This is a genomic window from Cupriavidus sp. 05L411, assembly GCF_056398045.1.
On record NZ_JBFTOQ010000020.1, the window covers coordinates 44,370 to 64,881 of the forward strand.

Here is a 20,512-nt window from a genome sequence, read left to right on the forward strand (position 1 = left end):
TCTGTCGCCCGGCTATGGATGCCGCCGCGCCCCCGCTTGCGCGCGGACGCCGGGGTGTGCTGCTAGGGTGCGGGGGCGGCGCGGCTTGCCTGCAATTGCCCGAATGTGCTGATCTGCCCCGCCAGCGCGCTCGCGGCCACCGTATAAGGACTGGCCAGCCAGACCTGACCCGRCCCCGAGCGGCCGGGGAAATTGCGGTTGATGGCGCTGATAGTGACCTGCTCGCTGGTGGTGGAAGCGCCCGGCCCGCAGTTGGCGCACGCGCCGCAGCCCGGCATGACCAGCGTGGCGCCGGCGGCAGCGAAGGTGTCCATATAGCCGCGCGCTTCGCAGTAGGCCTTCACGCCGAGGGTGCCGAACTGCAGGAACAGCTGGGTGCGGGGCGACACCTTGAGGCCATGCGCCAGGCCCCAGCGCAGCACCTCGTGGTAGTAGTCGAAATCCTCCCGCTTGCCTGCGGTGCAGGACCCACCGTAGGCAATGTCCACCGGCACCGGCGCGTCCAGCGTGTTGGCCGCGATGCCATTGCCGGGGTCTCCGGGGCGCGCCACCATGGGCGCGATGACGCCGGCGTCGATGCGGATCACGTCGCGGTAGGTTGCGCCGGCATCGCTACGCATCCAGTCCTCGATCGCAAAATCGACGCCTCGCCGCGCCTTCAGGAAGGCCACGGTCTTGTCGTCTGGCTCGACGATGCCGGTGAAGCCGCCCAGCTCCGCCACCATATTGGTCAGCGTGGCGCGCTCGTCGATGGACAAGGCCCGCACCGTGCTGCCGGCGTACTCGAACACCACGCCGATGGCGCCGCCCGAGCGGATTGCTTCCATCTGCAGCAGGTAGAGCACGATGTCCTTGGCCGTCACGCCCTCGGCCAGCTCGCCCTCCACCTCCACACGCAGGGTTTCCGGCACCTTGCAGCGCACGTAGCCCGTGACCCAGCTATTGGCGACATCGGTGGCGCCCGCGCCGAACGCCAGGCAGCCGAGCGCGCCGGAATGCGGCGTGTGCGAATCGGTGCCCACCACCACCTGCCCCGGCAGCGCGTATTGCTCGGCCATCAGCGCATGGCAGATGCCTTCCGAGCCCGGTGTTTCGCCCGCAAGTGCGTGATGCGAACGCACCGGGTAGTCGTGCGCAAAACGGCTATGCCCCTGCATCAGGTTGGCCACCCCTGGCAACAAGCCGTCGCGCACATGCGGGAAGCTCTGGGCCGCCAGCACCAGGTGATCCTGGAACGCGATGATGTGATCCGGCTCGTGCAACGTTGCCGGCTTGCCGAACGCGCGGTGCATCAGGTGCGCGCACATGCCGGTGAAGTAGTCGTGCGAGAAGCGCCAGTCCGCCGCCACGAACACACCCTGGCCGCGCTCAGCGCTCGGCGTGCCAGGAAGCAGATGGCGGGCGATGATCTTTTCCACCAAGGTGCGCGGTGCGGCGTTGCAGGTTGCCTCATTTGCCTCATTTGCCTCCGTGCCCTGTGCGCCCTCGCCCGCCGCCGGCCAGCTTGCCGCGCGGCTATAGGCCAGCAGGCCGCCTGCACGGATCACCTGCTGGGTCAACGCATCGCGCCCGGTCAGGAACGCCTCGATGGGAATCGCCTCGCCCGCCAGCACGCGGTCGAGCACGGTGAAATCCGTGGTGGTCAGGATGCCGATGTTGTCGCAGTTCTGCTGGTAAATGCGCTCGAAGCTCTCCGCCACGATCAGGCGGATGCCGGCCGACAGCTCCGCCAGCGGGCTGGACTCGCGCGAGGAACCCTTGCCATAGCGCTTGCCGGCCACCGTGACGGCAAAGCCGCCGTTGCGGATGACATCGCGGCCGATCGGCTGCTCGCCCCCCGCCTGGAACCCCACGTAAGGAAATTGCCCCAGACGCTCATCGTAGGTAAGCATGATCGTGACGGGCGTGATCTCATCGGTGGAGATGTTGTCGCGCAGCTGGCCGGCCTCGGCCAGGGTCATCGGCTTGCCGTCGAGCTGGGCGCGCACGCAGGCTGGATCTTGCGACAGGTACAGCACGCGGCCGTCGAAGCGGATGGTGGCTTCCATTGCGGGGTTTCTCGTTATGATGATCCCACTATATGGTTTGGCGCCGCCGGGGCAAAGTGCGCAGTCGGCATGGCAGGCATCTCGGTTTGCGACGGCTGGCTATTTGCCCACGCTCGCTTCGCTCTGCTCACCTTATTCCCACCTTATTCCCACCTTATTCCCACCTTGTTCCCACCTTGTTCCCACCTTGTTCCTATTCCCGGCAAAGAAAGCCTACCAAGGCCAAGGCACTCGCCGAGAGATGCTCCCGGGAGTGAAACACCACCACCAGTTGCCGTGTCGCCCAGGGGTCCGATAGCGGCCGCGCCACCACATCCAGGGTGTTCAGGTAAAGCTCGCCCACCTGTCTCGGCACGACAGCAATCCCCAGCCCGACGTGCACCATGCGGCACAAGGCATCCAGGCTCGCCACCCGGATCTTGATCTTGAGCGCCTCGTTCAAGCGCGCCGCCTGCTCCGCCAGCAGGCGGCTCAACGCACTCTCATCGCGCAGCGCGACGAAGGTCTCGCCCAGCAAGTCCGCAAAGCTCACCTGCTGCGCCGACGCCAGCGCATGCCCGCGCGGCACCAGCACGCAAAGCTGGTCCTCCCGGTAAGGCAGCGAGACAAATTGCTCCACGCCCTGGATCGCATTGCAGATGCCGAAGTCCGCGCTGCGCTCGCCCACCATGCGCAGCACCTCGGGGCTGTGCTGCTCCTCCAGCTCGATGCCGATATCGGGATACACGCGCCCAAAGGCAGCCAGGTCCTCCGGCAGGAACTGCACGATGGCGCCAAGGTTGCACACCAGGCGCACGTTGCCGCGCGCGCCGGAGGTAAAACGCGACAGATCCGCGCTGAGCGCCTCGATATTGCCAATGATGGCAAGCGCATGCCGCAGCACCGTCTCGCCCACCGCCGTCACCGTGATGCCGCGCGGATGCCGCTCGATCACGGGCAGGCCAATCAGCGTCTCGATCTCGGCAATGCGGCGGCTGACCGCCGACGGCGCAATGAATTCGCGCTCGGCGGCGCGGGCAATGTTCTGTTCCTGGCAAACGGCAACGAACAGCCGCAGCGAGGTCAGGTCGAGTTTTCTGAGCAGGTTGTCCATGGCAGCGATGCTACAACGATCAGGCATCGCAGGCGACGGCGGACGACGATCGCGGGCGCGGGCGCGGCACGCCAGCGCGGCGTGGATTTGTGCTCCGCACAATGCGCTACCTCAATGTCGCCCCAAACAGAATGACACGGCCGTGATAAGCATTATTCAGCCCGCCCCGTTGCTACCGCACCCCCGACGGCGCAGAATCCGCGCCCCGGCGTGCACTTCCACGCCTAGAATAAAACCTTGCATTGCCCCACAGATCACCAGCCCAGTCTTGCGTCGTAATCCGCGCCGGTGCCGTACTTCGTGCCCGCGCCCTCATGCACGGAGACCTCGATTGCCGCTGCCCCCCGCCTTCCGGTTTCTCCCGTCTCGTTCTCCCGGCCGCCCAGGCCGGACGCACCAGGCCGCGTATCTCGCCCGGACGCCGCTGCGGCGGCATCCGCGCATTCTCAAGGAAAATCCATGGCTAACTTCAGCCCAACGCGCCGCACTTTCCTGAAAGCCAGCGTCGTGGCCGGGGTATCGGTGTATATCGCACCGATTGGCGGCAAGGCCTTCGCAGCCCTGTTCGAAGAAAAAATCCTGACCCCGGTCCAGTGGGACCCCAGGACCGGCGCCCCCAGGTTCCGCATCGACGGCATGGCCAAGGTCACCGGCGACAAGGTCTTCGCGCGCGATATCCGCTCGCGCGACATGCCGCACTGGCCCAAGGCGCAATCGCATGCCTTCATCCTGCGCGCCACCAAGGCGGACCGCAGCTATGCGGGCTTCGACCTGGCGCTGCTGGGTGACGATCTCAAGCCCGACCGCGTGGTCACCGCCGCCGACCTGGCGCGCGACGGCGTGGCCTTTCCCGCCTTCTACGGCGAGGACATGCTGCTGCCGGAAGGCAAGACGCCGGCCTATCTCGGCCACGCCGTGGCCATCCTGATCTATCACGACTTCGCCCGCTTCCGCTTTGCCAAGGACAAGCTCAAGTTCCACGACGAGATCATCCGCTACGGCGCCGAGACCGGCCCGCTGGAGCGCGATCCCTGGGGCACGTTCCGCTTTGTGCGGGTGGGCGGCGAGACGCCGTTCGACGACGACGTGTTCTCCAGCCTGAAAAACGCGCCGCTGTTCCCCAGCATGATGCGCAAGCACGAACCGGTCTGGCCCGATGGCAAGGACCACGGCCAGCTTGGCGAGCAAGGCATGTTCCATGCCGGGCAGATCCGCCAGCAGCTGGACCAGCCGCCGGCTGACTGGCTGGTGCTGGAGCGCGAGTACAACACGCAGTCCATCGACACCGCCGCGCTGGAACCGGACAACGCCAACTGCTGGTACGACGCCAGCACCCAGGCGCTGCACATGGTGGTGCCGACCCAGTCGCCCATCGAAGTCGGCGACAGCACGGCGGAGATGATGGCCAAGGCCAAGGGCGCGTTCCCGGTCAGGCAGGTGTTTGTCCATCCCTGCTACACCGTGGGCTACGGCTCCAAGGATCACTACAACTTCCCCTTCTACGGCCTGGTGACGGCGCTCTACGCCGACGGCAAGCCGGTGCGGCTGGCCAACGACCGCTATGAGCAGTTCCAGACCTCGATCAAGCGCCACGCCTTCAAGATGCGCTACCGCATCGCGGTGGACAAGAACACCGGGCTGTTCCAGTCGTTCCAGGGCGACTTCGAGGCCAACGGCGGCGGCCGCGCCAACTTCTCGCCGTCCGTGGCGATGGTGGGTGCCACCGCGGCGCAGTCGATCTATTACTTCCCGAAAAATGACCTGACCGCGGTGGCGATCGCCACGCGCGCCATCGATGCCGGCTCGGCACGCGGCTACGGCACGCTGCAGAGCATGGCGGCGACCGAGATGATGGTCGACGAGTTCGCCGAGCAGTTGAAGCTCGACCCGATCGAGTTCCGCCTGAAAAACGCGCTGCGCTCTGGCATGAAGAACACGCAGGGCGCGATCCCTGCCGGCGCGATTCGCGTGGATGAGGTGCTGCAGGCGGCCAAGGCCCATCCGCTGTGGACCAACCGCGCGAAGCGGAAAGCGGATTTTGAAGCCAGCCATCCCGGCCGGCGCTACGGCGTGGGCTTTGCCTGCGTGCAGAAGGACTTCGGCACCGGCGCCGAGGCCTCGTTCGCCAAGGTGGAGATGCGCGCGGACGGCACCATCGCGCTGCATCACTGCGGCGCGGAGATCGGCACCGGCATGTCCACCTCGCAAGCGGTGGCCGTGGCGCGCTGGCTGGGCAAGCCCGCCACCGAGGTGCGCGTGGCGGTCACCGACTGGCCCGACCTGCCCGTCACCGCCACCGGCGATCCCTACATCATGAGCCAGGCCGACCAGGACAAGCTGTCGGCCAACCCACGCTGGTCGCCGGCGTATGCGTCGCCATCGAGTGCGACCAACTCAGCCTACTACTTCACCCACAGCACCCGTGAAGCCGCCCGCGTGGTCTTCATGCACGGGCTGTGGCCGGCGGCCATGGCAATCTGGAGCCAGGGCTTTGGCGGCGGCCAGGCGGCCTCGCTGGTGGTGCGCGTGGAGGACGCGCGCTGGGTCGAAGGCAAGCTCACCGCCGGCGGCCTGCAAGCCCTGCCCTACGAGCAACTGGCCAAGAAGGCACACGAGCTCGGCCTGGTCACGGGCGCCACGGTGCACGTGTTCAATCGCTGGCAATGGACCGAAGCCGACTTCGACGTCAACGGCACGGCCACCCGGCTGCCCATCGACGGGCTGTCGGTGCGCTACGGCGACGGCGCCGACGCTGCGCGCAAGGCGCGCATGACCACCAGCGGCGGCTACCAGGTGCTGGACCGCAAGAAGGTCTACATCGCGCCGACCCAGCGCAACAACGCCAGCGTGACCTACTACAGCGCGGTGGGCACGCTGGTGGAGCTGTCCGTGCATGCGGCCAGCGGCAAGGTGGAAATCCTCAGCCATCACTCCATCATGGAATGCGGCTCGCAATTGTCGCCGGCGCTGGTGTCCGGGCAATTGCAGGGCGGCATCGCCATGGGCATCGGCCATGCGCTGCACGAGTTCCTGCCGCTGTACGAGGACGGGCCCGGCAACGGCACCTGGAACTTCAACCGCTACCCGTTGCCGCGCGCCAGCGACGTGGCCGTATGGACACAAACCGGGACGGTCCTGCCGCCCGTATCCGAAACCGATCCGCCCAAGGGCATCGCCGAAGTGGTGATGATTCCGGTGGTGGGCGCCATCGTCAACGGCATCGCGCATGCCATCGGCCATCGCTTCACCGCCCTGCCGGTCAGCGCCGAAAAGATTCAGGAGATCCTGGCATGAGCCTCGCCACCCAACCGCTTTCCCTCAATATCAACGGCAAGGACGTTGGCCCCATCGATGTGCCGGAAGGCCTGATGATGATCGACTTCCTGCACGAGTACCTGGCGCTCACCGGGTCGCGCCTAGGCTGCGGCCAGGGTATCTGCCACGCCTGCGTGGTGATCCACGACAAGGCCGACGGCACCAGCGAGGAAGTGCGCGCCTGCATCACCGGCGCGCATTACTTCCAGGGCAAGAAGGTGCGCACGGTGGAGGGCCACGCCAGGCGCAACGACAAGGGCGAGGTGGTGGAGCTGTCGCCCGTGCAGCAGAAGTTCCTGGAGCACTTCAGCTTCCAGTGCGGCTACTGTACGCCCGGCTTTGTCAACGGCGCGACCATCCTGGTGGAGCGCCTGAAGCGCCAGCCGGTGGCCAGAGGCAAGGTGGATGAGACCATCACCGCGGCGCTCAACGACCATATCTGCCGCTGCACCGGCTATGTGCGCTACTTCGAAGCCGTCAAGGACGTGGTGGTCAACACTCCGGGCCTGGTAAAGGAAGACAAGTGATGATGAGTATGATGAGCCAGCCCAACTTCCTCCGACACGCGCGCACCACGCTGGCGACCCTGGCCGCGCTAGGCGCTGCCATGCTGGCCGGCTGCGGCGACCACGCCGCCCCGATCGACACCGCCGCCGACCAGCAGCCCGCCACCCAGCTCTCGCCCGCCGACCAGATCGCGCGCGGGCGCTACCTGGTGCGCGCCGCCGATTGCGCCGCCTGCCATACCAGCGCCCAGGGCGCGCCGTTTGCCGGCGGCGTGGAACTGGCCTCGCCGTTCGGCACCTTCTACGGCACCAACATCACGCCGGACAAGGACCACGGCATCGGCAAGTGGAGCGCCGACGATTTCTACAAGGCGCTGCATGATGGCGTCACGCCGGACAAGCACCTCTACCCCGCCATGCCGTATACCTCGTACCGCGGCCTGTCGCGCGGCGACACCGATGCGATGTACGCCTACCTGATGCGGCTAAAGCCAGCCGCCGTGGCCAACCGGCTGCACGACCTCAGCTTCCCGTACAACATGCGCGTGGCGCTGATCGGCTGGAACCTGCTGTTCCTGAAGGACCAGTTGCCCGATGCCTCCACCGGCCAGACCCCGGCCTGGCAGCGCGGCCGCTACCTGTCCAACGCGCTGGGCCACTGCGCCGAATGCCACACGCCACGCGCCACGTTCGGCCGCCTGGACGCGGCCAGGCCATTAGCCGGCGCCGCGCTCGGCCGCGTGGCCGCGCCGGACATCACACCGGCGGGCCTGGCCGCGCGCGGCTGGACGGGCGCCGACCTGCAGACCTTCTTCGCCACCGGCATGGCGCCACAGGGTTCGGCCTACGGCGAGATGTTCCCCGTGGTCCATCTCAGCAGCCAGTACCTGAACAAGGCCGACCTCACCGCCATGTCCACCTACCTGCTGGGCGACCATCCGCCGCAGCCCCAGCCAGTGAAGCCGGCCAGCGCGGACGCAGCGCAGCTCAAGCCTGGCCGCCAGCAATACCTGGCCGTCTGCGCCGGCTGCCATGGCCGCGAGGGCGAAGGCAAGCCACATGTGGCGGTGGCGATGCTGGGCAACTCCACCGTGCGCAACGCCGATCCGCATAACCTGATCGTGTCCATGCTCGACGGCATCGAAGCGCAGAAATTCCCTGGGCTGGAGAGCATGCAGGACATGCCCGGCTTTGCGTCGCGCCTGAGCGACGCGGAGCTGGCGGACCTGGCCAACTACCTGCGGGCGAGCTACGGCGGACAACCCGGCGATGTGAGCGCGGACAAGGTGAAGGCCCTGCGCGTGGAGGCAGGCAAGKGGCATTGAGGCAGCGCGATGGACGCGCGGCCCGCTCGACGCGGGCCAGCGCGCTGCGCTGCTTTCCCATCGCCGAGCGTTGCCGGGTTCACCGGGCGTTGCACACCGAATGGATGGTCAAGACTGACAGCGCGCAAGGAGGCGGATAGGCACTCAAGCGCCGTCGAGGAAAGGATTGCGCTGGCCAAGACGCGTTCCGAGCGCATCGGGAGCCAGGCTCATGCTGGCGGGGTCCATTGCCGGGCCTGGGCTGCGGGCCAGCGTCGGGTCAGCTGGTGCGGGCGCCATGCCCGCCTGCGCCGGTTGTTCAGCCCCCTGCGCATAGGCATCGCGCGCGGCTGGCAGCGCCTCCTGGGCCGACGGCGCTGCCGCCGGCATGCTTTGCATCGGTTGGGCGGATGGAACCGACTGGGTGGATTGCATTGGCTGAGTGGATTGCATCGGCTGGGTCGGCTGAAGGGGCTGGGCCTGCTGCGCGAATAGCGGATAGGACGCGATCATTGCGCCAGCCATCAACAAGGATTTCGCCAGATGTTGCTTCATTCGTGTACCTCCAAAAAACGCCTTCAGGCATGGGAAGGGCCACTGTAGCGCCGAGGCACCTGACATTCTGTTCGATTTTGCAACAGTCATTTACCAGCCTTGCCATCGACGCGAAGGCCCGTTAAGTGCGCGCGCGCTCGATCGTTGTGCTGCCACCAGAGGGCTGGGACGAGACGGGCTGGTGTGCCGAGAGCTTTCTGATCCTCTACACGGCTGACCGCTTGCAAGGCGGCTCTCCGTCGCGATAGACCCCCAACCTGCTCCCTAAACCAGCAACGCCCTCTTATTTTCCAGAAACGCCCAATCGTCGGCATCCGGCAGCGGCCCGTCCCCGATTTTCACCACCGGCCACTTCCTCGCCAACTTGTCATTGAGTTCTACGAAGCCGAGCTCCTCCTCCGTCAAGTCATAGTCATTCTTGATGGCATTGACCGGGCACACCAGGGTGCAGATCGTGCAATTCAGGCAGACCGACGGGTCGATCACCATAAAGTTCGGCCCCTGATGGAACGCATGCACGGGGCAGACTTCCGCGCAATCTCCATAGCGGCAGTTGATGCAAGCTTCAGTGACGACGCAAGCCATGGCTACTCCAATGACAAATCCCGGAGCACCGCGCCCCGGGGATAGGACGCCGGTAATTTCAGGAGGCCTTGCGGAAGCCGGCCGTGCCAAAGAAGACATTCGGCTTGCGATAAACCGCGAACAGCAGGCAGCCCTCGTCGGAACGGGTTTCGTGCAACGAACCGGGCTGGCGCCAGACAAACTGGCCGGCACGGCAGATCCCGTCGTGATCGTAGAACGATCCCTCGAGCACATAGCTTTGCTCGATCTCCGGATGCTTGTGGAATGGCAGCACCGCGCCCGGCTCCCACTTGAGGAGCACGGTCATTTCGCCGGCGGCGTCGTTGCGATACAGGACTTTCATCGAGATCTTCTCGAACTGGGAGGGCTCCCATTCGAGGGTGTCTGGATCGACATAGACCGAGCCGCCGGGGGTCGGCTCCAGTTTGCCCTTCAAACGTTCGCTGAAGTGTTGATTCTCAATCACGGCAGTCTCCTCTGGACAGTGCAGGTAAGTGCAAGCGTGCAAACAAGATGCGCTGCACGGAAACCAATTTATCTCACAGTTTCATTTTGGTCAACTTCGTTTCAATTTATCTTAATTTTGTGAATTTATAGCCTCTTTAGTTTCCTTGTTTACCCTACCATGCTTGAAAATGTTTCCCAATTGGCTACCATGAACACGCAGTCCTCGCGAGATTGCGCCCCCGAAGCCATGACAAGCAGGAAAACAGGAGACAGGAGACACCGATGGATGCATACACAAACACGGAGGGTGCCGCGGGTTTGGCCGACACCGCGCACCGATCCAGCAGCAGGGACAGCATGAGCAAGGTGGTGACGGCCAGCGTCATCGGCACCATGGTCGAGTGGTACGACTTTTTGCTCTATGGCACAGCCGCCGCGCTGGTGTTCAACAAGCTGTTCTTTCCGTCGCTAGACCCGTTGATGGGGACCATGGCCGCGCTGGGATCCTTTGCCGTTGGCTTTATCGCGCGCCCTCTGGGCGGTGTCGTATTCGGTCACTTCGGTGACAAGGTCGGCCGCAAGACCATGCTGATGACGACGATGTTCCTCATGGGCGGCGGCACGTTCGCCATTGGCTTGCTCCCCACCTACGGCCAGATCGGCATCTGGGCGCCGGTACTGCTGATCTTGCTGCGCGTGATCCAGGGTATCGGCATCGGCGGGGAGTGGGGCGGCGCGGCGCTGATGGTGATCGAGCATGCGCCGAAAGACAAGCGCGGCTTCTATGGGAGCCTGGTGCAGATGGGATTCCCACTGGGCATGCTTGCCTCTACCGGCATCTTTGCCTACCTGAGCAGGATGGCAGATGCCGACTTCCTGGCGTGGGGCTGGCGCGTTCCGTTCCTGCTGAGCGCCATCCTTGTCTTCCTGGGCTTTTATATCCGCTTGAAGGTCTCGGAATCGCCGGTCTTTGCCGCAGCGGCGCAAGAGAAGGAGCCACCGAAGATCCCGCTGTTCGAGGTGCTGACCAAGCACCGCCGCAACCTCATCATCAGCATTGGATTGAAAGTCTGCGAAGTTGCCTGGGTTTATATCCTCACCGTGTTCGTCGTCGTGTACGGGACCACGGTACTGAAAATTCCCAAGACGGTCATTTTGGACGGCGTGCTGCTTGGTGCCGCTCTGGAACTGCTGACGATCCCGTTGTTCGGCCATCTGTCGGATCGCTGGGGCCGGCGTCCGCTGTATTTCCTGGGATCCCTTTTCACCATCGCGGCGGCCTATCCGCTATTCATGTGCATCCAGACAGGCAATCCCGTGATCATCGCGCTGGCCGTGGCAGTTTGCATGAACCTGGGCCACGGCTCCATGTACGGTCCGCAAGCCGCCCTGCTTCCCGAACTGTTCGGCACCAAGGTACGCTACAGCGGGGCATCGCTGGGGTGCCAGGTGGCGGCGGGCATCGGGGGCGGCCTTGCGCCCATGCTGGCGACCGCCCTGCTGGCCAGGCAAGGACATTTCTTTGGCGTGGCCATCATGATTGCCGTGCTCGGCCTCGTTACCCTGATCGCTACCGCGGCCAGCACTGAAACCTATCGGGACAATCTGTACGAATCCTGACGGAAGGCTGCTTGCGGTGCCGTCGCCTTCCCGGCGCAAGGGCGGCGCGAGCGGCGCCAAAACGGCCTGGGCAACAGACGCCGCGCAACAAGGCTTACAATTCCAACCGGGAAACTTGCCCAAGTTTCCCATTCCCCTACCAGACGGGCGAACGGAACTTGCAAGCCATGACGGCAAAAAAACTCGATAAAACACTGCTCGCATCACGGCAGAAACAAGCCGCTCAGGAAGTGAGCACGGCGCCGATAGATGATGAAGAAGCCGTCTGCCTGCGCCTGCGCACAGCACGCATCGAGCACGGCCTCACGCTTGAAGCCCTTGCGGAGCTATCCGGATTCACAAAAGGCTATCTATCCAAGATCGAGAATGGGAAAAAGGCACCGCCAATTGGTTCGCTGGCTCGCATCGCACGCGCCATGGGCATGGAGCTGAGCTATTTCTTTGTCGACGCGGATGCCGCGGACGCAGTCTCACCCGAAAGTGCCGACGCTCCCGTCTCCGTGGTACATCATTGGGAGCGCAAACCCGTGTTTCGCGGCGGCAGCGCCTACGGGTACGATTATGTGAGCCTGGCGCACAAGAAGCAGCGCAAGCACATGGATCCCTTCATGTTTACCTTCCCCTCCGAGATAAATCTCGACTTCTTCTTCGAGCATGAGGGAGAGGAATTCGTCTTTCTTCTGTCGGGGAAAGTCGAATTCGAGTTCAAAGTCAAAGGCAAGCTTCAACGCTGCATCCTGGAAGCGGGCGACAGCCTTTACTTCGAGTCCAGCACGCCGCATCGAGGCCGCGCCCTGGAGGGCGATGCACAGGCAGTGGTGGTTGTGATGGAGCCTGCCGAGCCAGACCCCAAGTGATACGCAGCAAAACGTCAGGTGTGCGAAGGAAAAAGTTTCCTATTAGGAAATATTGTCATAAGATTGGGAAACAATCCACTCGGAGACAACACCATGCGTGTCGCAGTCGTTTTGTATGAACACATTGAACCCATCGAACTCGCTGTCATCGGGACGCTATCGATGGCGAAACGCGTGGCGCAGACGCTCTCGTACTTCACCGCTTCAGAGCATGGCGGCATGGTCCAGTTGCAGAACGGCCTGCGCGTCGAAACCGACTATGCGTTCGCCGATGCGCCGCCGGCGGATGTCGTGATCGTGACCGGCGGCCCGGGCTGGCGCGAGCAGGTGCATAACGATGGCATGCTTTCGTTTATCCGCCAGCGCCACGCCAGCGGCGAGCGCGTGGCGAGCGTATGCACGGGCGCCATGATCCTCGGGGCCTCCGGCTTGCTCGAAGGCAAGACCGCCACGACAAAGTTTGCCGTCACCGGACCCGAGGAATGCCCGGTCACCACCCTGGCCAGACTACATCCGGACACGCAAGCCGTCCACGCGCTGGTGGTCGACGAGGGCGATGTCATTACCGGCGGCGGCGTGACGCTCGGCATTGACCTGACGCTCTACCTCCTTGAGCGGCACCTCGGCTCCGAAGTAAGCCACGAGACGGCCCGCATCATGGAGTATGACGCGGCGCAGGACGCCAACCGGCGGCGCTTGCGGACGCTCAGGCATGCTGCCTGACCAGCTGCTTCCCAGCGCGCAGCAGCCGTGGGAATAGACACGGTTACGCACAGCCCTTTACCTGCATCGGCATCGGCACATCCTCCTTGGCGTAATCCATTGCGACAGTGCCGAGTTTTGTTGGACCGATGCCGCCTCCGGTATAGTCTGCGCGTTCAATTTCGGCGGAGAGATAGCATGGCTGAGGCAAAGGTGCGGGTGTCGCATGTTGCTGTTCCTGGCAACCTGAGTGTTTTGAAACTCAAATCGTATCTCCGGACTGCGTTTGCCGATGCGGCCAAGACGAAACGTGAGGAGGAGGTCCTGCTGGTCAAGGTGCTTGTCCCTCTCCCGCTCGGCTTGCGTGCGGGGGAAAAGTTCTTTGACAAGGTGCTGCAGGGCATGATCGACAAAGATCCGCGTGTTACCCGCGTCTCGGTTGAGTTCGTCGATGGCGAAGTCACGCCCCAGGCGATTGACGCCAGCATGGCGCGGATCCAGAAGGAGCTGGACGAGTTCGGGCACTTGCTGGATGAGCCCTCAGCGGATGTGGGCCGGGATTGATCCACGCTGCGCGTAGCAGGCTCGGCTGTTGACGCACATGGGGCCATTTGATGGGGCCGTTTGATGGCCCGGTCTCGATGACTCGCCCCCTCCCGCTTCATCGCCATCCTCTGCCTGCCGCGGCCTGCGCACCTTTGCTGTGCAAGCCGGACAGGAGGCTATCGCGCAGGCGCTGCCTTAACGCGCCCAAGGCGCATCCACCTCCGTCCTCACGCCATAGCGCTCCAGCCCCTTGGCATGCAGCGCAGGAGAAATCGACCGCAGCGCGGCGATCGCCACGTGGTAGCGGTCGATCTCGAAGAAGCGGCGCAGCGCGGCGCGCGTATCGCTGCGCCCGAAGCCGTCCGTGCCAAGCGCGGTGAACGGTGCGCGCAGGTACGAGGCGATGAGCTGCGCATAGGCCCGCACGTAGTCGGTGGCGGCGATGACCGGGGTAGCGCCCGGCAGCGAGCGCTGCAAATGGCTTTGCGTTTCGCCGCCGCTGGCGAACAGGCTGGCGCGCTCGCATTCGCGGGCGTCCCTGGCGAGCTCGGAGAAGCTGGTCACGCTCCAGATCTCAGACTTGATATCCCAGTCGCTTGCCAGCAGGTCCGCGGCGGCGATGACTTCGCGCAGGATGGCGCCCGAGCCGAGCAGCCTCACGCTGGTGGCAGCGCCTTCGGGGCCGCGCACACCGAAAAGGTACATGCCCTTGATCACGTCGTCGTGCGCGTCCTCGCGCAGCGGTGCCTGCACGTAGTTCTCGTTGTTGACGGTCAGGTAGTAGAACTCGTCGCGCTGCGCCTCCAGCATGCTGCGCGCGCCGTGGTGGATGATGACCGCGGCTTCGCTGGCGAAGGCCGGATCGTAGGCGCGGCAGTTCGGCACCGTGGCGGCAATCAGCTGGCTGGTGCCATCCTGGTGCTGCAGGCCTTCGCCGGCAAGCGTGGTGCGCCCGGCGGTGGCGCCGATCAGGAAGCCGCGCGCGCGCTGGTCCGCCGCCGCCCAGATCAGGTCGCCGACGCGCTGGAAGCCGAACATCGAGTAGTAGATATAGAACGGCAACATGGCGACGCCGCTCACGCTGTATGACGTTGCCGCGGCCGTCCACGACGCCAGCGCGCCGGCTTCGGTGATGCCTTCTTCCAGCAGTTGCCCTTGCTGGCTCTCCTTGTAGTACAGCATCGAGCCGGCATCTTCCGGCTCGTAGAGCTGCCCTACCGGCGAGTAGATGCCGATCTGCCGGAACAGGTTGGCCATGCCGAAGGTGCGCGCCTCGTCGGCCACGATGGGCACCACGCGCGGGCCGATGTCCTTGTCCTTGATCAGGTTGGTGAACAGGCGCACCACGCCCGTGGTGGTGGAGACGGCGCGCTCGTCCGGCTCCATGGCGAAGCGGCCATACTGCATCAGGTCGGGCATGCGCAGCGCGGGCGCGGTGCGCGCGCGGGCTGGCAGGTAGCCGCCCAGCGCTTGCCGGCGTGCATGGAGGTAGGTCATCTCCGGGCTGTCGTCGGCCGGCTTGTAGAAGCGCAGCTCCGCCACGGCATCGTCGTCCAGCGGCAGCGCAAAGCGGTCGCGGAAGGCACGCAGCGCGTCGATATCGAGCTTCTTCTGCTGGTGCGCCGTCATGCGGGATTCGCCCGCTTCGCCCATGCCGTAGCCCTTCTTGGTCTTGGCGAGGATCACGGTGGGCTTGCCCTTGTGCGCCTGCGCATCCTGGAATGCGGCGTACAGCTTGCGAAAGTCATGGCCGCCCCGGCGCAGCGCATCGATATCCGCGCTGCTCATGCTGGCGACCAGCGCCTTGAGCTCGGGGTCCGTGTTGAAGAAGTGGGCCAGGTTGTAGTCGCCATCCTTGGCCCCGAGGTTCTGGTACTCGCCGTCCACCATCGCAGCAAAGCGCCGCAGCAGCGCGTGATTGGTGTCGCGCGCAAACAGCGCATCCCACTCGGAACCCCAGACCACCTTGACGACGTGCCAGCCGGCGCCGCCAAACAGCGCCTCCAGCTCATGGATCACCTGGCCGTTGCCGCGCACCGGGCCATCGAGCCGCTGCAAGTTGCAGTTGATGACGAAGGTGAGGTTGTCGAGCTTCTCGCGCGCCGCCAGCGAGAGCGCGGCAAGCGACTCCGGCTCGTCCATCTCGCCGTCCCCGAACACGCCCCACACGCGCCGCGCAACGGTATCGGCAATGCCGCGATGCCCGAGATAGCGCAGGAAGCGGGCCTGGTAGATGGCGCTGATCGGGCCGATGCCCATGGAGCCGGTCGGGAATTGCCAGAAATCCGGCATCAGCCAGGGATGCGGATAGGAGGAGAGGCCGCCGCCGCCGGTTTCCTGCCGGTAGCTCGCCAGTTGGGACTCGGACAGCCGTCCCTCCAGGAAGGCGCGTGCATAGACGCCCGGCGCGGAATGCGGCTGGAAGTAGACCAGGTCGCCCTTGTGGTCCCCATCGTCGGCGCGGAAGAAGTGATTGAAACCCACCTCGAAGATCTCGGCGGCGGAGGCATAGCTGGCAAGGTGGCCGCCAAGTTCGCCGTAGGCCTTGTTGGCGCGCACCACCATGGCCAGCGCGTTCCAGCGGATGATCGAGGTCAGCCGCTGCTCCATGGCAAGGTCGCCGGGATAGCGCGGCTGCTCGCCTACGCCGATGCTGTTCTGGTAGGCCGAGTACGGATGCGCCCGTTCGCCAAGGCCGAGATGGCTGGCATGCTCGGCAAGGCGCTCCAGCAGGAAGCGCGCACGCGGCGCGCCGCCGGTGCGAAAGACGCCGGCCAGGGCGTCGAGCCATTCGCCGGTTTCCTCAACGTCGGGGTCGTGCCCTTCGCCAGGGGCAATCTGGATGGCGGCTGTCTTTGGCAGGGCACGCATTGCGGTCTCCGTGGGCTTTGTTCTTCTCTATTGGATTGTAGGGAGGAGACCGCGGCAGAAGCTGCCGAATTGGCAGGCGAAGCCGGCCGCCGGCAGCGTAGCGTGCTGCGGCTGGGCGGCTGGCGGCGCAACGTGCTGTGGGGACGGGCACGCCGGCTGCAAGTGGTGGCAGATGGGCTTGGCGTATCGCCGGCGTGCCTATCGATTGCCCGGGCGCGGCAAAAACCGGCGGGGACGATGATCATGCCGGGTGCTTCCAGCGTGGCTCAACGCAAAGCGCGCCTGATGAGGCGGGTATTCAGCGCCCTCAAACTGCAGCAAGTGGGACTGACCGGACCTGATGCATCCGGTGCAGTTGCCCGAAAATTACTTCGCCGTCGGCATGGCGAACTCGGCGCCCTTGCCGATGCTGTCGGGCCAGCGCTGCATGACCGACTTCTGCTTGGTGTAGAAGCGCACGCCTTCCTCGCCATACGCGTGGGTATCGCCAAACAGGCTGCGCTTCCATCCGCCAAAGCCGTGCCAGGCCATCGGCACCGGGATAGGCACATTGATGCCGACCATGCCGACCTGGATGCGCCGCGCAAACTCACGCGCCACGCCGCCGTCGCTGGTGTAGCAGGCCACGCCGTTGCCGAACTCATGGTCGTTGACCAGTTGCACGGCCTGGGCAAAATCCTTCACGCGTACGCAGCCCAGCACCGGGCCGAAGATTTCTTCCTTGTAGATGCGCATGGCGGGGGTCACGTTGTCAAACAAAGTGCCGCCCGTGAAGAAGCCCGCTTCATGGCCGGGCACGCGGCAATCGCGGCCGTCCACCACCAGCGTGGCGCCTTCCTCCACGCCGAGGCCGACGTAGCCTTCGATCCGCTCCAGGGCCTGGCGCGTGACGATGGGGCCCATCTCGGCCTCGGCGTCCATGCCATTGCCGATCACCAGTGCCTTCACGCGCTCGGCCAGCAGCGGGAGGATCTTGTCCGCGACATCGCCCACCAGCACGGCGATCGAGATCGCCATGCAGCGCTCGCCGGCCGAGCCGTAGCCGGCGCCGATCAGGGCGTCCACGGCTTGTTCGATGTCCGCGTCGGGCATGACCACCAGATGGTTCTTGGCGCCGCCGAGCGCCTGCACGCGCTTGCCGAAATGCGCCGAGCGCTCACTGATGTACTGGGCGATCGGGGTAGAGCCGACAAAGCTCACTGCCTTGACGTCGGGATGTTCGATCAGTGCGTCGACCACGACCTTGTCGCCCTGCACCACGTTGAACACGCCGGCCGGCAAGCCGGCTTCGGTCAGCAGATCCGCCATGAACAGGCTGGCGCTGGGATCGCGCTCGCTGGGCTTGAGCACGAAGGTGTTGCCGGCCGCCAGCGCGATCGGGAACATCCAGCACGGGACCATGCAGGGGAAGTTGAACGGCGTGATCCCAACCACCACGCCCAGCGGCTGGCGCAGCGTCCAGTTGTCCATGCCCGTGCTGACCTGGTCCGTGTAGTCGCCCTTGAGCAACTGGGGGATGCCGCAGGCAAACTCGATGATGTCGATGCCCCGGGAGACTTCGCCCTGCGCGTCGGAAAAGACCTTGCCGTGTTCCGCCGTGATCATCGCCGCGAGCGTGTCGCGATTCTGGTTCATCAGTTGCAGGAAGCGTTGCATGACCCGCGCGCGGCGGATCGGGGGCGTGTCCGCCCAGGCCGGAAAGGCCGCGGCCGCAGCGGCAACCGCGGTGCCGGCTTCGTCAACCGAGCCCAGCGCCACGGTGCGCGCGGCGGCGCCGGTGGCCGGATTGAAGACATCCTGCGTGCGTCCGCTGGCGCTGGCAACCCGGCTGCCGTTGATGTAGTGGCCGAGCTGGCCGCCTTCGGTGTATGCGATGGGAGTCTTCACGTTGCTGCCTTCAAGGAAAGAGAGGGAATGACTGGGAGAGAGGGATTAGCCAATGCGACGAGTGTAGTCACGGCCCCTTCCCCCATCAATGCCGCGCGGCTTGACTCATTGTTTAGCAAAGTAAACAATGCCGCGATGGAAGACGAAAATAAAGAACCCAACTGGGCGCACCTTTACTCGCTGGTCGTGCTGGGTGAGCTTGGCAGCTACACGGCCGCGGCCGTGCGCCTGGGCCTGAGCAAAGGGGCCATGAGCCAGCGCATCGCGGAGCTGGAGCGCAGCGCCGGGGTGCCGCTGGTGCAGCGGACCACCCGCAGCGTCCGGCTGACCGAAGCGGGCCAGCAACTCGCGGACACCACGCGCAACGCCTTCGCGGACATCGAGCGCAGTTTTGCAGGCGTGCGTGATCTTGCCGGCGAGCCGCGCGGCTTGCTGCGGGTCACGGCACCAGTGGCGCTGGGCCGGCAGCAGATCGTCCCGCGCATCCCAGCCTTTCTGAAGGCCTATCCGGAGGTGCGGATCGAGATGGAGTTTTCCGACAAGTTCACCGCGCTGGCGCAGGAAGGCTTCGACCTGGCAATCCGGCATGCCTCGGTAGCGCCGGATACGCATATCGCCTGGACGCTATGCCGCACGAACACGGTGCTGGTGGCAACGCGCAGCTACCTGAAGCGCCATGGCTCGCCCGAAACCCCGGAGGAACTGGCCGAGCATGCCTGTCTGCATTACTTCCGGCGGGGCGAATCGCCCACCTGGAGCTTCGAGCCGCTGCGCGGCGCCGCCCCCCGGCGCAGCGTGGCCATCCACGGCAGCTTTGCCRCCAACAACAGCGAGGCCCTGCGCGAGGCGGCGCTGGGCGGTCTGGGCATCGCCCTGCTGCCGGACTTCACCGCCCAGGCGGACGTGGCCGCCGGCAGGCTGGTCAAGGTCCTGCCCAACTGGCGCCCGGCGGGGGCCTTTGGCGACCACCTGTTCGCCATCCGCCCTTACAGCCCCTACCTGCCGCGCGCCGTGCGCGTGTTTGTGGACTACCTGCGCGAGACGCTGAAGGATGGCTTCACAATGGGCTGACGCCCAGCCTTACTGCAAGTTGCCCCAGCGCGGCACCGCCGGCTCCGCCGCCGCCCATTTCCAGCCCGCGGGCTGCCGGCAGGCGGTGGTCAGGAACCAGGCGCGCTGTTGCCTGGCGTCGTCGTCCACCGAGAACAGCGCCTCCCGGCATTCCGTCAGCGGCGTGCGGATGACGCGCACCACCCGCACCCAGCCATGCTCGTTGGCATAGGGCAAGGGGTGGCGGATTTCCCAGCGCTGCTGCGCATCGACCGGCATGGCGCCGATGGTGGCGGCGATGCTGTCCTGCTCCGCCTGCTGCCAGTTGCGCAAGACGTATTTGGCGCCGGCATCCGCGGCGGCACTGACGCCGATGGCCACGCCGGCGGCCAGGGCCGGGTTGCCGGTGACCGCGCCGGTCGCCACGCCGGCCACCGCGCCGGTCAGGTCGCCGACCGACGAGCAGCCGGTGGCCAGGGCGGCCGCAAGCACGGGCACGATGACCCGCAACCGGTGCGGGCCGCTCATTGCAGCGCCCCCCAGCGCTCGGTGGCCGGCTCCGCCGACGCCCACTTCCACGCCTGGCCGTCCCGGCAGATCGCCGCGATATAGAACGCGCTGGATTTCGCTTCGTCGTCCACCGAGAACACGATTTCCTTGCACTGGAGGGACTTGCCGCCGATCTCCCGGCTGACCGTGACCCGGCCATGCTCCGCAGGCTCGAGCGGCACGGCGTGGTCGGTCTTCCAGTCCGCCACCGCATCCACCGCCAGCGGGCCGGCGGCCATGGCGATGCGGTCTTGCGCCGCCGCGTGGATTTTGCGTTGGCTGTACTGCAAGGCGGCCCTGGCGCCCGCTTGCACACCCAGGCCAATGCCGGTCGCCACCGCCGCGTTGTCGGTCAGCGCACCGGCAATACTGGCGCCGGCAATGCCCGCACCGGCCGCCGTGCCCTCGCTCAGCAAGGAACTGCAGCCCGTGGCGGATAAGCAAAGGGCAATCGCGGCGGCAAGCGCGGCCGGGCCGCGCAGGCCGGTCCCGGGCCGCGCGCGGAGGGAATCAGGAGTGATCATGGGGGATGGAAAATCGGGGAAGGCTATGCCCGGCATGCCCGGCGCATTCGCAA

Annotated in this window: 17 protein-coding genes; 8 read left to right on the plus strand and 9 right to left on the minus strand. The window is 65.5% G+C overall.

What is annotated here, in order from left to right; all coding sequences use genetic code 11:
- Positions 1-62: 62 nt before the first annotated feature.
- Together AC1DQR_RS22880 and AC1DQR_RS22885 are read right to left on the minus strand one after the other, a co-directional pair.
- A complete protein-coding gene (locus tag AC1DQR_RS22880; RefSeq protein WP_477133850.1) occupies positions 63-2,048 on the minus strand; it encodes an aconitase family protein in 1,986 nt (661 codons plus the stop codon).
- A gap of 193 nt (positions 2,049-2,241) precedes the next feature.
- Positions 2,242-3,141 carry a LysR family transcriptional regulator gene (locus tag AC1DQR_RS22885; RefSeq protein WP_416050767.1) on the minus strand — a complete coding sequence of 300 codons (900 nt, stop codon included), beginning with the start codon at positions 3,139-3,141 and terminating at the stop codon, positions 2,242-2,244.
- 459 nt (positions 3,142-3,600) lie between these two features.
- On the opposite strand from AC1DQR_RS22885, the gene AC1DQR_RS22890 reads away from it, so the two are divergent.
- Genes AC1DQR_RS22890 through AC1DQR_RS22900 form a run of 3 tightly spaced genes read left to right on the plus strand, consistent with a single transcriptional unit; the run spans position 3,601 to position 8,287 of the window.
- Entirely contained in the window at positions 3,601-6,435 is a 2,835-nt protein-coding gene (locus tag AC1DQR_RS22890; RefSeq protein ID WP_416050768.1) for a xanthine dehydrogenase family protein molybdopterin-binding subunit, read from the plus strand.
- Positions 6,432-6,983, plus strand: a complete 552-nt coding sequence (locus AC1DQR_RS22895; RefSeq protein ID WP_416050769.1) for a (2Fe-2S)-binding protein — start codon at positions 6,432-6,434, stop codon at positions 6,981-6,983. Before AC1DQR_RS22890 ends, AC1DQR_RS22895 begins: the two co-directional genes overlap by 4 nt.
- Before the next feature lie 8 nt (positions 6,984-6,991).
- Entirely contained in the window at positions 6,992-8,287 is a 1,296-nt protein-coding gene (locus tag AC1DQR_RS22900; protein WP_477133873.1) for a c-type cytochrome, read from the plus strand.
- A gap of 144 nt (positions 8,288-8,431) precedes the next feature.
- On the opposite strand, the gene AC1DQR_RS22905 is transcribed toward AC1DQR_RS22900, so the two are convergent.
- The 3 genes from AC1DQR_RS22905 to AC1DQR_RS22915 form a co-directional block, all read right to left on the minus strand.
- Positions 8,432-8,821 carry a hypothetical protein gene (locus AC1DQR_RS22905; RefSeq protein WP_416050770.1) on the minus strand — a complete coding sequence of 130 codons (390 nt, stop codon included), beginning with the start codon at positions 8,819-8,821 and terminating at the stop codon, positions 8,432-8,434.
- A 264-nt stretch (positions 8,822-9,085) separates the two neighbouring features.
- Positions 9,086-9,406: a DUF3470 domain-containing protein gene (locus tag AC1DQR_RS22910; RefSeq protein ID WP_477133851.1), complete on the minus strand. Its 321-nt coding sequence runs from the start codon at positions 9,404-9,406 to the stop codon at positions 9,086-9,088.
- Between the two features lie 58 nt (positions 9,407-9,464).
- On the minus strand, positions 9,465-9,872 hold the full coding sequence (locus AC1DQR_RS22915; RefSeq protein ID WP_416050772.1) for a cupin domain-containing protein: 408 nt from the start codon (positions 9,870-9,872) through the stop codon (positions 9,465-9,467).
- Positions 9,873-10,135: 263 nt separating this feature from the next.
- Between AC1DQR_RS22915 and AC1DQR_RS22920 the strand changes: the two genes are divergently transcribed.
- From AC1DQR_RS22920 to AC1DQR_RS22935, 4 genes are all read left to right on the plus strand, one after another.
- Complete coding sequence (locus AC1DQR_RS22920; RefSeq protein ID WP_416050773.1) at positions 10,136-11,473, plus strand: MFS transporter; 1,338 nt, start codon at positions 10,136-10,138, stop codon at positions 11,471-11,473.
- A gap of 167 nt (positions 11,474-11,640) precedes the next feature.
- On the plus strand, positions 11,641-12,330 hold the full coding sequence (locus AC1DQR_RS22925; protein WP_416050774.1) for a helix-turn-helix domain-containing protein: 690 nt from the start codon (positions 11,641-11,643) through the stop codon (positions 12,328-12,330).
- Between the two features lie 93 nt (positions 12,331-12,423).
- Positions 12,424-13,053, plus strand: a complete 630-nt coding sequence (locus tag AC1DQR_RS22930) for a DJ-1/PfpI family protein (RefSeq protein WP_477133852.1) — start codon at positions 12,424-12,426, stop codon at positions 13,051-13,053.
- A 177-nt stretch (positions 13,054-13,230) separates the two neighbouring features.
- On the plus strand, positions 13,231-13,596 hold the full coding sequence (locus AC1DQR_RS22935) for a hypothetical protein (protein ID WP_477133853.1): 366 nt from the start codon (positions 13,231-13,233) through the stop codon (positions 13,594-13,596).
- A 177-nt stretch (positions 13,597-13,773) separates the two neighbouring features.
- Here the strand turns inward: AC1DQR_RS22935 and mdeB are convergent, their stop codons facing one another.
- Positions 13,774-16,449: an alpha-ketoglutarate dehydrogenase gene (mdeB, locus tag AC1DQR_RS22940; protein WP_477133854.1), complete on the minus strand. Its 2,676-nt coding sequence runs from the start codon at positions 16,447-16,449 to the stop codon at positions 13,774-13,776.
- A 366-nt stretch (positions 16,450-16,815) separates the two neighbouring features.
- Positions 16,816-18,336, minus strand: coding sequence for a CoA-acylating methylmalonate-semialdehyde dehydrogenase (locus tag AC1DQR_RS22945; protein WP_416050778.1), 1,521 nt, complete (start codon positions 18,334-18,336; stop codon positions 16,816-16,818).
- Positions 18,337-18,471: 135 nt separating this feature from the next.
- On the opposite strand from AC1DQR_RS22945, the gene AC1DQR_RS22950 reads away from it, so the two are divergent.
- Positions 18,472-19,407, plus strand: a complete 936-nt coding sequence (locus AC1DQR_RS22950; RefSeq protein ID WP_477133855.1) for a LysR family transcriptional regulator — start codon at positions 18,472-18,474, stop codon at positions 19,405-19,407.
- Positions 19,408-19,416: 9 nt separating this feature from the next.
- Here AC1DQR_RS22950 and AC1DQR_RS22955 read toward each other — a convergent pair whose 3' ends face one another.
- The gene (locus tag AC1DQR_RS22955) at positions 19,417-19,914 is read right to left on the minus strand and encodes a hypothetical protein (RefSeq protein WP_477133856.1); all 498 of its coding nucleotides are present in this window, start codon (positions 19,912-19,914) and stop codon (positions 19,417-19,419) included.
- Positions 19,911-20,459, minus strand: a complete 549-nt coding sequence (locus tag AC1DQR_RS22960; protein ID WP_477133857.1) for a hypothetical protein — start codon at positions 20,457-20,459, stop codon at positions 19,911-19,913. Before AC1DQR_RS22960 ends, AC1DQR_RS22955 begins: the two co-directional genes overlap by 4 nt.
- Positions 20,460-20,512: the final 53 nt, after the last annotated feature.